The organism is bacterium, assembly GCA_008933615.1.
GTDB lineage: Bacteria > CLD3 > CLD3 > SB21 > SB21 > SB21.
Genome location: WBUR01000008.1, coordinates 25,241 through 40,630 on the forward strand (window position 1 = coordinate 25,241; position 15,390 = coordinate 40,630).

12 protein-coding genes are annotated in these 15,390 nt (G+C 43.9%); 5 read left to right on the top strand and 7 right to left on the bottom strand.

What is annotated here, in order from left to right; all coding sequences use genetic code 11:
- Positions 1-100: 100 nt before the first annotated feature.
- The 7 genes from F9K33_04395 to F9K33_04425 all read right to left on the bottom strand — a co-directional run bounded on the left by F9K33_04395 (position 101) and on the right by F9K33_04425 (position 8,848).
- Positions 101-1,507, bottom strand: a complete 1,407-nt coding sequence (locus F9K33_04395; protein KAB2880603.1) for a HAMP domain-containing protein — start codon at positions 1,505-1,507, stop codon at positions 101-103.
- Between the two features lies 1 nt (position 1,508).
- The gene (locus tag F9K33_04400; GenBank protein ID KAB2880604.1) at positions 1,509-2,222 is read right to left on the bottom strand and encodes a response regulator transcription factor; all 714 of its coding nucleotides are present in this window, start codon (positions 2,220-2,222) and stop codon (positions 1,509-1,511) included.
- Between the two features lie 10 nt (positions 2,223-2,232).
- Positions 2,233-2,904 carry a phosphate signaling complex protein PhoU gene (gene phoU, locus F9K33_04405; GenBank protein KAB2880605.1) on the bottom strand — a complete coding sequence of 224 codons (672 nt, stop codon included), beginning with the start codon at positions 2,902-2,904 and terminating at the stop codon, positions 2,233-2,235.
- Between the two features lie 73 nt (positions 2,905-2,977).
- On the bottom strand, positions 2,978-3,850 hold the full coding sequence (locus F9K33_04410; protein KAB2880606.1) for a phosphate ABC transporter ATP-binding protein: 873 nt from the start codon (positions 3,848-3,850) through the stop codon (positions 2,978-2,980).
- Positions 3,851-3,884: 34 nt separating this feature from the next.
- Positions 3,885-5,510: a phosphate ABC transporter permease PstA gene (pstA, locus tag F9K33_04415; GenBank protein KAB2880607.1), complete on the bottom strand. Its 1,626-nt coding sequence runs from the start codon at positions 5,508-5,510 to the stop codon at positions 3,885-3,887.
- Between the two features lie 20 nt (positions 5,511-5,530).
- Complete coding sequence (locus tag F9K33_04420; GenBank protein ID KAB2880608.1) at positions 5,531-7,780, bottom strand: ABC transporter permease subunit; 2,250 nt, start codon at positions 7,778-7,780, stop codon at positions 5,531-5,533.
- Between the two features lie 51 nt (positions 7,781-7,831).
- On the bottom strand, positions 7,832-8,848 hold the full coding sequence (locus tag F9K33_04425) for a phosphate ABC transporter substrate-binding protein (protein ID KAB2880661.1): 1,017 nt from the start codon (positions 8,846-8,848) through the stop codon (positions 7,832-7,834).
- A 397-nt stretch (positions 8,849-9,245) separates the two neighbouring features.
- On the opposite strand from F9K33_04425, the gene msrA reads away from it, so the two are divergent.
- The 5 genes from msrA (at position 9,246) to F9K33_04450 (ending at position 15,344) form a co-directional block, all read left to right on the top strand.
- Entirely contained in the window at positions 9,246-9,803 is a 558-nt protein-coding gene (msrA, locus tag F9K33_04430) for a peptide-methionine (S)-S-oxide reductase MsrA (GenBank protein ID KAB2880609.1), read from the top strand.
- 158 nt (positions 9,804-9,961) lie between these two features.
- Positions 9,962-11,176, top strand: a complete 1,215-nt coding sequence (locus F9K33_04435) for an imidazolonepropionase (GenBank protein ID KAB2880610.1) — start codon at positions 9,962-9,964, stop codon at positions 11,174-11,176.
- A gap of 79 nt (positions 11,177-11,255) precedes the next feature.
- Entirely contained in the window at positions 11,256-12,737 is a 1,482-nt protein-coding gene (locus tag F9K33_04440) for a hypothetical protein (protein KAB2880611.1), read from the top strand.
- Between the two features lie 14 nt (positions 12,738-12,751).
- The gene (locus F9K33_04445; protein KAB2880612.1) at positions 12,752-14,755 is read left to right on the top strand and encodes a glycogen debranching protein; all 2,004 of its coding nucleotides are present in this window, start codon (positions 12,752-12,754) and stop codon (positions 14,753-14,755) included.
- On the top strand, positions 14,661-15,344 hold the full coding sequence (locus F9K33_04450) for a CoA pyrophosphatase (protein ID KAB2880613.1): 684 nt from the start codon (positions 14,661-14,663) through the stop codon (positions 15,342-15,344). The genes F9K33_04445 and F9K33_04450 overlap by 95 nt, the downstream gene beginning before the upstream one ends.
- Positions 15,345-15,390: the final 46 nt, after the last annotated feature.

Sequence of the window (15,390 nt, forward strand, 5' to 3'; positions counted from 1 at the left end):
TATTCAGGAAATATTCAAGTTATAAAAATAAAATATAAATTTAACAATAAGTTACTAATTTTGCGAATTGAGTATTCTGGGTTCGTGAAAATAAAATAGATTAAGTGATGGGAAAGGTGAGTATGAATTTAGAGCCCTTGTTCAATTGCGAATCGACGCGGACATGGCCGTTATGAATTTCCATTACATGCTTGACGATAGACAAGCCCAAACCGCTGCCACCTTGTTGTCTTGAACGACCTTTATCTACTCGGTAAAAGCGTTCAAATATGCGTGCAAGGTCTTCCTGTTTGATGCCTTGGCCGGTGTCTTCCACCGTAACGACCACTTCTTTATCTACTTTCTGTACCGAGACTTTTACGTACCCGTTTTCGGTGTACTTGACGGCATTTTCTATCAGATTGGTCATTGCTTTTTCAAATTGATAAGGATCCGCAAACAATTTATACTCTGCGGGCAATGAGGATTCAAATCTCAATTCTAATCCCTTTTTGTTCGCAGGTTCTTCAAAATCCGACAAAATCGGCCGAACATGTTCGCCCACATCAAAATAACGCAGGCTCAATCCTTTGTCCCGTACTTCCAGCTTGGAGAGATCCAGCATATCATTTACGATATTTTCAAGCCGGATTACATTGGAAAGCGTACGTTCAAGAAATTTTCTGCTGACCTCTTCATCATGGTAGGCTCCGTCCAGCAGCGTTTCAACAAATCCGCGGATAGAACTGATCGGCGTGCGCAGTTCATGGGAGGCGTTAGCAACAAAATCTTTCCGGATTTCCTGGAGTTTGTTGAGTTGGATAATATCGCCCTTAAGTTTCGCCGACATCGAGTTTAATATCTTACCGAGTTCCCCGACTTCATTGTCTTCCGAAACAATTATTTCTCTGTCGTAATTGCCGCCTTTAATTTCTTCCGCCGCAGTAATGATATCCGTCAGCGGCTTAGTCAACGATCTGGAGACGCGCGGAACCATGATCAGAACAATGACTATTGCTCCGAATGCAGAAGTAAATAAAAGCCATCGAACTTTCCAAACCACGGCGTCGACAAATAGTTGTTGCTTGGCCAATCGTATAAACCTCTGGCGATCCGCCTTATAAGCCGTGTAAACAAGGTCTTCTTTTACGGTCTGGCTGTAACGGATGGAGGAGCCAAAGCCATCGATATTCCTCAATGCCTCCTGCACTTCGTCCCGATTCAAATGATTATCCAAATCTGTGAGCTTATGATGCTCATCCGATTCGCCTAAGACTTCGCCGGATTGGTCAATAATCGTAATACGGGCGTCCACCATTTTGGAAAGCCGGGAGACAGCCAATTGTATTGAATCAGTATGTTGCGGCAACAGGTTATCGATCAGCACACATTGTATTTTAAGATCTTCAACAATCTGATCTTGCAGATTTTTCTTGAGTAACTGATCTGTAGCTACCAATAATATGATGAAACCGACAAAGAAGAGGCCGATCAGTGCGCCTGAGATCTGGGAACTTATTTTTTTCATATTAGAAATTGCCGTTCGATGTGAATTTATAACCGACGCCGCGCACCGTTTCGATCATGTTGCCGTATCGTCCCATTTTTTTTCGAATCTTCGTTACATGTACATCCACCGTTCGGTCAACAAAAAAAGCGTCTTCGCCCCAAACATGATGGAGAAGATTGTTTCGTGAAAATACCATATTCGGCCGATGCATCAGAAAATACAATAATTCAAACTCTTTGTGCAGGAATTTAACTTCCATTCCATCGACTCTAACGGTGTAATTAATGCGGTTGATTTCAATTCCGGAAATCTTGATAACGCTTTTTTTATCGTCCGTCAACTCCTTTCGCAGTTCGACACGGCGGAACAACGCTTTAACGCGGGTTACGATTTTGCGGGGACTGAACGGCTTTGTCACATAATCATCCGCGCCAAATTCCAACCCGACGATTTCGTCGACTTCATCCGCTTTAGCTGTTAAAAATATAATATGCGTGTCCTTTATGAACATACTGTTACGGATGGCTTTGCATACTTCCAAACCATCTTTGCCGGGCATCATTACATCGAGGATAACCAGGTCCGGCTTTATCTTTTCGGCCAGTTGAATCCCTTTGTCCCCGCTGTCAGCCGTATAAACTGTATACCCTTCTTTCTTGAGATTGTAAGAAAGTATATCCAGAATATCATGTTCATCATCCACGCACAATAGGGTTTTTGTTTTTTTAGCCATCGAGCCGGTCCTATAAAAGTTTTTGGTGTTCCTTGGAGTGTTTAATGGATTTCGCGTCGCGAATGAATACGACGTCTTCACAAATATTCGTGCACAGATCTGCAATCCGCTCAAAATTTTTGCTGATGCGTATGATCTCCATCGACGTAGGGATGACCTTGGGATCTTTGATCATGCTTGCCAGGATATCAGCAAACAAATATTTATTCAGATCATCAATATCGTCGTCGCGTTTGCACACGGACATGGCCAGTTCGACGTCTTTATGAATAAAACTATCAATGGCGTCCTTGAGCATGCTGCGCGCAATATCCGACATTTTCGGAATATAATCTACGGTGATACGCTGATTATTTTCAACAATGACTTTGACGGATTCGGCTATATTCTGCGCATGATCGCCGATACGTTCGAGATCCCCATTGATCTTGGAAATTCCTATAACGTCACGAAGATCTACCGCCACCGGTTGATGCAAAGCCAGTATGCTCAACACTTCCTCATCGATAGTCATTTCCAATTCATCTACTTTGTGGTCGTTCTGCATCACCGCCATGGCCAGCGGGATATTCCGGTCGATCAAAGCTTGTATCGTACTGGATACCTGAGTCTCAACCATGCTTCCCATTTCAATAATAAGTTTTTCTAAATGAGCCAACTGTTCGGTGAATTGTGCTTTCATACTCTTTCGTTCTTTAATAGTAATGAGTTAGGTGTCTTTACTTACTTTTATTAAAACGCAAGCCTCAATAAATTTATCCAAACCTTCCGGTGATATAATCTTCCGTCATTTTTTGATCCGGAGAGGTAAATATTTTTTTGGTTTCGTTGAATTCGATCATTTTTCCGAGCCACATAAATGCCGTTTTATCCGACACGCGAGCCGCCTGCTGCATATTATGCGTTACGATGACAATGGTGTAATCGTGTTTTAGCTCTTTGATCAGGTCTTCGATTTTCTGCGTCGCGATAGGATCCAGCGCGGAACAGGGTTCGTCCATAAGCAACACATCCGGATCTACGGCTAATGCGCGGGCAATACATAATCGCTGCTGCTGGCCGCCGGAAAGGCTGTACGCAGAAATCTTCAGGCGATCCTTGACCTCATCCCACAGCGCAGCTTTCTTCAGACAGCGTTCTACGATCTCGTCCAGTTTCTGCGTCGAGTTTTCTCCATTCACGCGCGGTCCGTAAGCCACATTCTCATAAATCGATTTTGGAAAAGGGTTTGATTTTTGGAAGATCATACCGACTTTTTTCCTCAGGTCAACCACGTCCGTGTCTTTGTGGTAAATGTCCTTCCCGTCAATCCATATCTGCCCTTTGATCGTCACGCCGTCCACGAGATCGTTCATGCGATTGAACAGCCGCAAATAGGTTGACTTGCCGCAACCGGAGGGGCCAATTAAAGCAGTTACTTCATTCTGCAGAATTTCGAGTGAAATATTTATTAAAGCTTGCTGCTCGCCGTAGAACATGTTTACGTCCTTGGTCACGATCTTAGTTCGTGACTTTGTTGCAACGAAATTGGCACCGCCTGAATAATTGATTTGCGCTTCCGCTTCGAGCTTCGACAAATGCGTATCGGCATTTGCTTCGCCCTTTATTTCAGTTTTCTTGTCGATCATAGTTTTTCCTGAATATATCATTTTCAAATCTAATTTAAAATGCCGAACCTTTATATTTTTTCCTTAAGCGGGCGCGAATAATGATTGCGGTCAGGTTGAGCATCAATACAATAAGAATCAATAAAAGCGCCGTCATAAAAACCATCGGTTTTGCCGCTTCGACGTTGGGCGACTGAAAGCCGACGTCATAAATATGAAATCCTAAATGCATAAATTTTCGGTCCAGATGAAAGAAAGGAAACGACATATCGAGCGGTAGATTCGGCGCAAGCTTGACAACGCCGGTAATCATCAGCGGAGCAACTTCACCTGCGCCGCGCGCCATCGCAAGTATCACACCCGTTAATATTCCAGGCGTCGATGCCGGCAATACGACCCGCCACGTTGTCTGCCACTTGGTAGCGCCTAATGCGAGCGATGCGTCGCGCGCTCCCCTTGGAACCGCAGCCAGCGCTTCTTCCGTTGCAACTATGACAACCGGTACGGTAAGGAGGGATAATGTGAGAGATGCCCACAAAATACCGCCCGTGCCCCAGGTTGGATTTGGAAGACGATCAGGATAAAACAGCGCGTCGATCGTTCCTCCGCAAGCGTAAACAAAAAAACCCAGCCCAAAAATACCGAATACGATCGAGGGCACTCCGGCCAGATTATTCACGGCAATGCGGGTCAGCCTGACCATAAGTCCTTGCTTAGCATATTCACGAAGATACAGAGCAGCCATGACACCGAAGGGAACTACAAATACCGTCATGAGAAGCACCATCATCACCGTTCCAAAAATCGCGGGAAAAACTCCGCCTTCCGTATTTGATTCACGGGGATCATCAAATAAAAATTCATGTACTTTTAATAAATAATATTTCATTTTTTGAAATACGTTCATCCCGTTCGGCTGATAAAACCGGATTGCTTTGGATAATTCAATTTCCTTTTGCGATCCGCCCGCCAGAGTTACCACAACGGATAACGAAGATGTCTTTACATTGAGTTCGTCCACTTCTCCCTGGAGAACCTTGTATTTGTTCTCCAAATCCGCAATGGTCTTTTCAATTGAAAGTACGGTTGCGGGATCGTCCTGACCGTAAAATTTCAATTTCTTAATTCTTAATCGTTGTTGCTCGATATCGTAGTTTATCTTCCCTATCTCGTTTTTTTCAAGTTGGTACTTTCTATCAAACACTTCGTTCGATTTATCCAGCAAATTTTCAAAAGTTGTGATAGCCGAGCTGCCCTGAGCAATGAATGCTCCATTATCCTTGATGCCTGCGAGCCTGCCGTATAGATTTCCAAACTCCCTGCGTTCGATACAGATGGCGTCGTCAGGGTAGTAAAGTTCATTAAGTTCATACGTGGATACCCACCGGAAATCGCTGCCGTACACGTCACGATTGCCGATCTTCATTTGAAAACGCTTTTGCGTTTCATCCCGGTATTTTTCCGGTAACGCCGATTGAGGAATCTCTTCTTCTTCTTTAATTTCGCCAAGCAGCACACGTCCGTCGGAATACTTAACCTCCACCAGATTAGAAGGCCAAAAAACACCGACGCCATTCAACGAAACGATGAATAACAATCCGGCAACCATCAGGATGATCAGGCCCAGCACGGCGCCTGTGAACCACAAATAGATTTCTCCAGTTTTGAAAAGTTTACGCATTCCAGCCTCTTAATACATGATTAAAGGGACGCATATTTTTTTCTTAGTCTTTGCCTGACTAACTCCGCGATGGTATTTACAAAAAAGGTCATAATAAACAAGAGTAGTCCAGACAAGAACAGCGTTCGGTAAAGAGTTCCGGCGTGCGGCGCTTCGGGAATTTCAACCGCAATATTGGCAGACAACGTTCTCATACCGTTAAAAATACTCCAGTCCATGATCGGCGTATTTCCGGTTGCCATCAATACAATCATTGTTTCACCCACGGCGCGGCCAAAACCAATCATCACTGCGGAAAAAATTCCAGGACTTGCCGCGGGTAAAATAACTTTGATTGCGGTCTGCCATCGACTCGCACCCAATGCAAGCGATGCCGACGTAAGATGAACGGGCACGCCGGCCAGAGAGTCTTCCGTAATAGTAAAAATGATCGGCATGACTGCAAATGCCATCGCCACTCCGATCACGATAGAATTACGCTGGTCGTATTTTATATTTAAGACGGTATAAAGCCAATGCTGAACATCTCCTCCGAATATCGATTCAGTTACCACACTTCCTATATAGTAGCAAATGACAACGGAAACAATTACGATCGGAATCATTAGAAAAACTTCGTATCCGTGCTTAAACGGATTGGTAATTTTTCGGGGCAGTTTATCAAAAAAATAGACAAACAAAACAATCAAAACCGGCAACAGCAAAAGCATAATGATGAACTCGACCAATACGTCTTTCATTAAAGGCGCTAGCCACAAACCGGCGATAAATCCGATCACCACGCTCGGCAATGCCGCCATGATTTCAACCGTGGGTTTTATTATGTTCCGTATTTTCGGATGAGCAAACTGCGAAGTATAGATCGCGCCAAGAATTGCCAGCGGAATCGCAAAAACCATCGCATACAATGTAGCTTTCAGTGTGCCGAATATCAGCGGGATCAGGCTCAGCTTCGGCTCAAAATCGTCGGTTCCGCCCGTGGACTGCCAGGTGTATGCCGGCTTCGGATAACTTTCATACCAAACTTTGCCAAACAACGTTTTCAGCGTGGTCTCCGGATGCGGATTGTCTATGCTATAGTCGTAGACTGAACCGTCTTCTGTAACAAACAAGACTCCGTCCCCTTTTGGTGAGTACGTTGCATAGGTCAACGGAGCCGAACTAACAGGAATATCCACGAGAAGCTGCTCACTCGTTGAATGATATAAGCGTGCCATACCGGAAGCGTCTGTTACTGCAAAGGATTTATTTCTCCATGAGGCCGTAATAGAAGTAATATTTCTTTCATGAGTACGATAAGTTCTTATTTTCTTCAACGACGCGGTTCCATCTGCATTTTTAACTTCCATCCAGCCGTTGACATGTCCTTTTTCGTCTCCTACGATCAATGAAATATCGCCGATCAGATATTCCATCGCGCTTACGGCAACTTTTTCGCCGTCCGTTGCACGGATACTCTCAATGAGATACGGATTATCCTCCAGGTTCCAGCGTTGAATCTGACCATCCTGAAAACCCATCAACAAATGATCTTGTATCGGATTATAGGCTAACGAAGAAATGATTTCTGCGAAATTTTTCAAATAATATAGCTGAAGCGCCGGATCGGAATACCCGGTTTTAGTTTTTTTGGTATACGCGGCATTTTCTGTTTCCCGAACATTTGCGATGATCAATTCCTGCCGCTCTATCGAGACCATACCGATAAACGTTGGAAGGTTTTCCGTTCTTTGGTATATCAGTTTTACAATAGGGCGTTGTAACGAATCCAATTGATGAGATTCCATTTCGATGAGTTCCGGAACGATCGAGCGTCCGTCGGAATCGAACACGCTGTTGAACTTAATTTCAATCTGTTCAACACGGCCCCGGTCTGTTCCCAAGGCGATGCGATGCGAAGCAAATGAGGACGCCGCTGAAGTGATTCTTTGGCCGATTATATTCTGTAGTAAAACAGTTTTTAAGGGCTTCTGATCTTTGAGTGAAAAAAAGTGAATAAAACCATCATCGGTGATGAGATACAATATCTCCTTTTGTTCTTCTTCACCGATATAGATAATCTTCGATTTCGTTGCCGTCAATGCGTTTGAGTCCACTTTATGTAAAAGCCGCACTTCCGCCGTATACCACAGAGGCAATGTCTGATACAGGATGAAACCCATGATGCCCAAAATAATAACAATGAGCGTTATCCCTCCGGAGGTAATGGCCCGCGTTGCAAGCGCATCATAGAAATTTCTAAGTTTGATTTTTTTCATCCGTAACCGCATTTAAGCTCAAAGCCTCTTTCATTGTAAAAGAGGCTCCGGCGAAATCTAAATTTATTTTGCTTCTACAAGTTTTGATTGTTCAGTTACAATATCCGGCGTCAGAGGCATATAGCCGTCCTTGGCAACGACCAACTGTCCTTCGTAACTTAAAACAAATCTCAGAAATTCCTTAACCAACGGATCCAGGTCTTTTGTCGGGTTTTTCGCGACGTACACATACAGGAATCGGCTCAAGGGATATTTTCCCGACTTTACATTTTCATAACTTTCGCCGACAAACTCTGCGCCTTCTTTAGCCGCAATGGGAATCGCGCGAACATCCGTCGTTGTGTAACCGATCCCGCTGTATCCGATTCCATATTTATCCGTACCTACGCCTTGAACCACGGAAGCTGACCCCGGCTGTTCTTTTACGTTATCTTTAAAATCGCCCTTGAAAAGTGCGTGCTCTTTAAAATATCCATACGTACCCGACGCCGAATTACGTCCATATAAACTGATAGGTTTGTCTTTCCATTCGCCTTCTAACCCCAACTGACCCCAAGTCACTATTTCATCTTTTATTCCGCCCTTGCGCGTCTTAGAAAAGATAGCGTCGACCTGCTGGAGCGTCAGGCCCGTAATTGGATTATCTTTATGAACATACACGGCCAGTCCGTCAAACGCGGTAGCGATTGCCGTGGGCTTGTAACCGAATTTTTTTTCAAATTTGTCGACTTCCTCTTTCTTCATCGGACGCGACATCGGCCCCAATTGCGCCGTTCCTTCGATCAAAGCCGGCGGCGCGGTACTTGAACCTTTGCCTTCTACTTGAACGTTCACGCTGGGGTAAAATTTTTTGAACTCTTCCGACCAAAACGTCATCAGATTATTCATCGTATCGGAACCGATAGAATTCAAATTACCGGAAACACCGCTTGTCTTCGCATACTTTGCTATGCTGTCGTCAACTTTTACTGCGGTCGAAACGGCTGATGTTGTTTCTGTTTTCTGAACATCACTGTCGTCGCTCTTCTTAAATTCCTTTTTCTTATCTCCGCACGACGACACAATTGCAAGTGTCGCCATAAGCACCAGAAAAAGGGCTGAGTTCAAATTTCTCATGTCTTCTCCTTTAATTTTTGAATTGGGTTATACACATTTTTACGAAATTAAAATTAACAACGGAATATTATCTAAGTATTATTCAATTGTTACCGGTTTATTAAATAAATATACGTTAAGACATTAATAATAAAAGATTAACATGGCGTCAGATCGATCTAATGCTGTTCGGGATGAATTCCAATTAACTAACTATAGTTTATCAAAAACAAATTCATAATTTTTTGGGGACTATTTTTTATACTATTACGTTAGAAACCTCATCAATCAATTCTGTAATTCGAAAGTGATGTACGTAAATGCAATTTCCGCTTTAGTATGTCATGCTTCGTTTGGTCTTAAAACTATTGGAGAATTTATTATGACTACAACTACAAAGCCTGATACAGCGACTTTCGGGGCGGGCTGTTTCTGGTGTGTTGAAGCTGTATTTCAGCGCTTAAAAGGGGTCACTTCGGTCACGTCGGGTTATAGCGGCGGTAAGACTGAAAACCCGACGTACAAAGACATCTGCTCCGGAACGACGGGCCATGCTGAAGTTTGTCAAATCGAATTTGACTCTGAGCAAATCACCTATGCCGAACTGCTTCAGGCTTTTTTTTCAAGCCATGACCCAACAACGCTTAACCAGCAAGGCGCAGATAGAGGAACGCAATATAGGTCGGCCATTTTTTACCATGACGATGATCAAAAAACTCTTGCAGAAAAAATAAAACATGAACTGGATACCGCCGGCGTATTTAATGATCCCATTGTTACCGAAATCGTTCCTTTTTCAAAATTTTATAAAGCCGAAGATTATCATCAGAATTATTTCAATGATAACGGAAATCAGCCTTACTGCGCTGTTGTAATTCGGCCAAAACTGGATAAATTCAGAAAAGTCTTTAAAGAGAAATTAAAAACTGAAGAGAGATAAAGACGCGCCCATAAAAAACAATGGGCTTTCCCCGGTGAACCTATAGAATCCCGAAATATTTCGCTGCATTAAACCGTTGTAATCCTGCCCTATTTTTGCTAAAATTAGCCTGCCCGATTCCGAAATAAAATGAATGATTTTTCATCTTTATTGCTTCTATGAAAATCGATTTATTGATTACAAACGCAAAACAAATCGTCTTCTTTGAAAACGATCAATTACGAACGATCGAGAATGGCAGCCTAGCTTGTTCGAGCGGCGTTATTACTTGGTTCGGTCCCGCCGAAGCAAAACCCGAAGAATTCGAACCGGTTGAAACGCTCAAAGCTTCGGATTGCATCGTATTGCCCGGATTGATCGATTCCCATACTCACACGGTATTTGCGGGTTCGCGCGAAGATGAATTCGAATTAAAACTCAAGGGCGCTACCTATCAGGAAATTGCAACGCGTGGAGGCGGAATCAAGAACACCATGCGTGCAACACGAAAAGCTACGCGAGACGAACTTACCGCGATTGGGCTGGAACGACTTCGCAACGCGATCGCATTTGGCATTACTACTATCGAGATCAAAAGCGGATACGGACTTTCATTTGACGATGAAATCAAAATACTTGAAGTCATTCGATCGCTTCGTTCGCTAGTTCCGATCGATATAGCCTCAACTTTCCTCGGTGCGCACACGCTCCCGCCGGAATTTTTCGAAAACAGACAGGATTATATCGGCCTTATTTGTGAAAAAATGATCCCGTATATCGCTGAAAACAAATTAGCTGAATTCTGCGACGCATTCTGCGAAGCCAATGTGTTTAGCATCGACGAAACACGTAGGGTCTTCGAGACGGCAAAACATCACGGCCTGAAATTGAAACTTCACGCGGACCAACTGACGAATAGCGGCGGCGCGGAATTGTGCGCGGAAATGGGCGCCGTATCGGCGGACCATCTCGAAACTATATCTGAACGCGGTATCGACGCATTGGCAAAATCCAATGTCGTCGCAGGGTTATTGCCTGGATGTTCGTTCTTTCTTCGCATGCAGTATCCTCCCGCACTTAAGATGATCGAGGCGGGCATTCCGATCGCGTTGGCAACCGACTTTAATCCCGGATCCTGTATGACGCAAAACCTTCAGATGATCATGTCGATCGCCTGTACGCAGATGCGTATGTCGCCCGCCGAAGTCGTGCGCGCAGTGACACTGCATGCTGCCCGCGCACTCGAACGAAACGATATTGGAAATATTAAAACGGGCATGAAAGCCGACTTCGCATTATTCCGCGCGCCAAATTATCAATTCATTCCTTACAATTTCGCGCAGAACCATATCCGTCACGTTGTAAAAAACGGGAAGATCATATTCAACGCGTAAAAACATAATCATATTTATGTTCCAAACCCGATCTTCGATGTCGTGTTTTCCAATTTATGCCAATTCATAAGAGCCGCCCGTGTCAAACAACCGTTCGCCAACAAATGTCGATATTCTGATTGCCATGCTTTGCATCGGTTTTTACACAGCCATGGCTGTCATGTCCGAGGGTTTTGTCGAACCGGATGAGATGAGTCATTTCATGAAATCAATGGATGCGCTGCAGAATTGGCACTATGTCCTGGATATTTGGGGAAGACCGTTTTGCATCGCTTATTATGCAATTGGCGTTCAGTGGGGAATTACCGTTTCGCGTTTCTTGAGTATTGCCGCCTCCATACTTACGGCGCTTGGAACGATCCGGCTGGCGTATCATTTTTTGGATATCACGCCAGGTTACTTCCGTTCTTACCGTTCATGGTTGTGGTTGCTGCTTTTTGCCCAGCCCTATTTCATGTTGCAGAGCTTTTCTGTCATGACGGAAATATTGCTGGCCTGTTTTTGGATCTGGGCCGCAGTTGCGGTTGCTCATAATCGTTGGTTAATTGCAGGCTTGCTTGTCGGATTGAGCGGTTTAACAAGGCCGGAAGGTTCGCTCGCGGTAGCCGCTTGGCCGTTGTTCTTAATTCTCTCTCAATCCCATCTTGATCTAAAACTTCCAAAGGTGATTGCGTCGAGCGCCGTTGCCATTTTTCCTTCCTTTACATGGTGGGTTGCCGGTATGTATGTGTTTGGAGGATGGAATTGGTTTATCACTCATTGGCCATGGGCCGTTGAAAGCGTGTACGGGAAGACACCCGTAGAAGCGGTTTTAGCCGTTTTGAATGCGGCCAATTTCTGGATGATTATACCGGTTGTCTCCGGCCTGTTCTTTATTATAAAAAAGAATTCTACGGCATATGATTTGCGAAAGCGATCCATTATATTATTGATCATTCCGGTAGGAAGTATTTTCATATTGCATTTTTTGCTTGGCGTCTTAGGATTGTTTGGTTCTCTTAGTTTACCGCGCTACTATATAACGGTTTCTCCTTTCCTTGCCATTATTGCATGGATCGGGATCGAAGGCATGCGGCATCAAATACAAAATACAAAAATGGTCAAATGGATTCTGATTATCATTATTCTGTTAATTCCATCACGGGCTATATATATGATGGATTACGGAACATTGCCGTTTCCAAAACATTGTGACCAGGTGAAACTGGAATTGATGATCAACTGGTTTATGGAAAATCGCAACGATCCCAATATCGGAATGGACCGAAAGCCTGAGAACATCGTTGCGGCGCATCCTTATGTTAATTATGTTTTGAGCGGTTCGTCCAATACTCCCGGTTCTTTGCGATTATTTAATTCAGGCGGAATCAAAACAGCGCCGGCCGGAACGGTGTTATTTGTTGAGGACGGGGTTTGGAAAAAAAACGGATTTCCATCAATAGATTCAATTTTCAGCTGGAATTATACGCGGGTACAATATACCCGATTAGATAAACAGCTGGCGGATGCCTGCGACAACGACCCTTTATATGAAGACATGAATATTTTTGTTAAGAAGTAACTGAAAGCGATAATATGGGAAGCCAAAATATTTTAGACGGCATTCTGATCACATTTCCTCGCGAAACGTGTTCGGACTATTACTTCGCCACTCAGAAAGAGTGGCTCGAGACCAACGGAATCGGCGGGTTTGCCTCCTCCACGATCATTGGCGCGAACGTTCGCAGGTATCATGGGCTTTTGGTGGCCTCGCTTAAACCGCCAACGCACCGGTTTGTACTTCTTTCCAAATTGGAAGAAAATATTTCGATCAACGGGAAAACCTATGAATTTTCAACGAATCAATACCCCTTTATTATTTATCCCGAAGGACACAAAAATATTGAGCGGTTCGAATACGATGTATATCCCCGCTTTATTTATCGTTTTAACGATACGATCATTGAAAAAAGCGTGATCATGCTCCATGGTGAAAATTCTACGATCATTCGGTACCGCGTAGTCAAATCAGAACAACCGGTAACTTTGACCGTTCGCCCCCTGTGCGCTTTTCGCGATTATCATAGTTTGTCGCATGAGAACTCTGCTTTGAATCACAACATTCAAAAAGGCAAAAACAGGTTCTCAATTCACCCCTATCTTGATCTGCCGGCAATACATATGGTTCACAATACGGGACAAATTGATCCGAAATTTTTTTGGTATAAGAATTCCGAATACCGAAAAGAACAAGAACGCGGATTGGATTTTGCAGAAGACGTTTTTAGTCCGGTTTTGTTGAATGCTCAACTTTGTGCCGACGAATCGCTGGATATGGTAGTCACAACGGATGAAAAACGGCTGGAGACGCCGCCTTCAGCGATTGGCAATCTGTTTGACCAGGAAATCCTTCGTCGTGTTGAACTGATCAAGACCATGCCGTTGAAAGACAAGTTAGCAAAATCGTTGGCATTGGCAGCCGATTCATTTATAGTACAAAAACAAGATAAGGCACATACGGTCATCGCAGGATACCATTGGTTCAGCGACTGGGGCCGTGATACCATGATCTCATTAACAGGACTGACTCTGAGTTGCGGGAAATACGATATTGCAAAAAGTATTTTACGAACCTTTTCAAATTATATTTCTGAGGGCATGCTGCCAAATCGATTTCCTGACCTGGACGAGTCGCCTGAATACAATAACGTGGACGGCACATTATGGTACTTCATTGCCATATATAATTATGTGAGCTATACCAAGGATTTGGAATTTGTCCGAAACGAACTTTACGTCAAATTGAAAGACATTATCGATTGGCATCTTCGTGGAACGCGATACCATATTAAGATGGACAGTGACGGACTCCTGTTTGCGGGAGAGGAAGGAATTCAACTTACGTGGATGGATGCAAAAGTGGGTGATTGGGTGGTCACGCCCCGAACAGGCAAACCCGTTGAGATAAATGCATTGTGGTACAATGTACTGTGTGTTATGCGAGAATTGGCTAAACAGTTGAATCAGCCGCGGGATTCTGAGTCGTTCGCTGCACTTGCGGAAAAAACAAAAAAGAGTTTTAACGAACAATTTTGGAATGCCGACAAATCCTGTCTATATGATTTTATAAATGGCGAATTCAAAAACGAGGACGTTCGCCCCAATCAGATATTCGCCGTCAGTCTGCCTTTTGAGATTCTAGATAAAGTAAAACAAAAAGACCTGGTGTCGGTGGTAGAAAGAGAGCTGCTCACCTGTTGCGGACTGCGCAGTCTATCGGACTTGAACGATCGATTTATCGGCACCTATTCTGGAGATCCTTATCACCGGGACGGAGCCTATCATCAAGGAACCGTCTGGCCATGGCTCATTGGCGCCTATCTTGAAGCCTATCTCAAAGTGCATGGGTACTCTTCCGATTCAAAATTGTATTGTGAAAAAATCGTAAGACCGTTTGAGCAACAGCTGACCGACGGAGGTATAGGTACCATTTCAGAGATTGTCGATGGCGCTGAACCGCATTTACCAAAAGGATGTATTTCTCAGGCGTGGAGCGTGGCGGAAATCCTGCGCATTCTGGAAATTTTGGAGAAGAACTAACATGCATGATCTCAACAACCTCGAGGTATGCAGGAACTTAATTCGTTCGATCTATGAAAAACATGACAAACGGAGGATTGAATTAGGTTCGCAGATTCCGGCTTCCGTACTCATTCCCTTTTTTGAAAAGGACGGACAGACGTTTATTCTTTTTGCCAAACGTACGCAGACCGTTCGCCATCATAAAGGACAAATTTCTTTTCCAGGCGGCGCTTTGGACCGGGTCGACAAAGATCTGCTGTATGCAGCTCTTCGGGAAACTGAAGAGGAAATTGGAATCAAAAAAGAGAACGTAGACGTCATAGCTGAATTGGATGATATGGTGACACCAACTAATTTTCATGTTACGCCGTTCGTCGGTATCATTCCTTACCCGTACGAATTCAATTTAAATCCACTGGAAACTGCGGCATTAATTGAAATCCCCCTCTCACATCTTTTGAATGAGCAATATCACCGTCTTGGCTACCGACGCTTTTTGAACAGAACTTTTGAAGTACATTACTATGATTATCAGGAACACAGCGTATGGGGCGTCACCGGATTTATTCTTTTTGAACTACTTCAAAAATTGAAAACTGCATTGTAAGAATTACTTCGCCGGCAACGAAATATTCTAACTATCCCGTGCAACT

Excerpts from the sequence above, each read along its gene's own strand:
- F9K33_04435 (KAB2880610.1), top strand. The coding sequence starts at position 9,962 with ATGAAAATCGATTTATTGATTACAAACGCAAAACAAATCGTCTTCTTT.
- phoU (KAB2880605.1), bottom strand. The coding sequence starts at position 2,904 with ATGAAAGCACAATTCACCGAACAGTTGGCTCATTTAGAAAAACTTATT.
- F9K33_04420 (KAB2880608.1), bottom strand. The coding sequence starts at position 7,780 with ATGCGGTTACGGATGAAAAAAATCAAACTTAGAAATTTCTATGATGCG.
- F9K33_04410 (KAB2880606.1), bottom strand. The coding sequence starts at position 3,850 with ATGATCGACAAGAAAACTGAAATAAAGGGCGAAGCAAATGCCGATACG.
- F9K33_04425 (KAB2880661.1), bottom strand. The coding sequence starts at position 8,848 with ATGGCGACACTTGCAATTGTGTCGTCGTGCGGAGATAAGAAAAAGGAA.
- F9K33_04450 (KAB2880613.1), top strand. The coding sequence starts at position 14,661 with ATGGCGCTGAACCGCATTTACCAAAAGGATGTATTTCTCAGGCGTGGA.
- F9K33_04395 (KAB2880603.1), bottom strand. The coding sequence starts at position 1,507 with ATGAAAAAAATAAGTTCCCAGATCTCAGGCGCACTGATCGGCCTCTTC.
- F9K33_04445 (KAB2880612.1), top strand. The coding sequence starts at position 12,752 with ATGGGAAGCCAAAATATTTTAGACGGCATTCTGATCACATTTCCTCGC.
- pstA (KAB2880607.1), bottom strand. The coding sequence starts at position 5,510 with ATGCGTAAACTTTTCAAAACTGGAGAAATCTATTTGTGGTTCACAGGC.
- msrA (KAB2880609.1), top strand. The coding sequence starts at position 9,246 with ATGACTACAACTACAAAGCCTGATACAGCGACTTTCGGGGCGGGCTGT.
- F9K33_04400 (KAB2880604.1), bottom strand. The coding sequence starts at position 2,222 with ATGGCTAAAAAAACAAAAACCCTATTGTGCGTGGATGATGAACATGAT.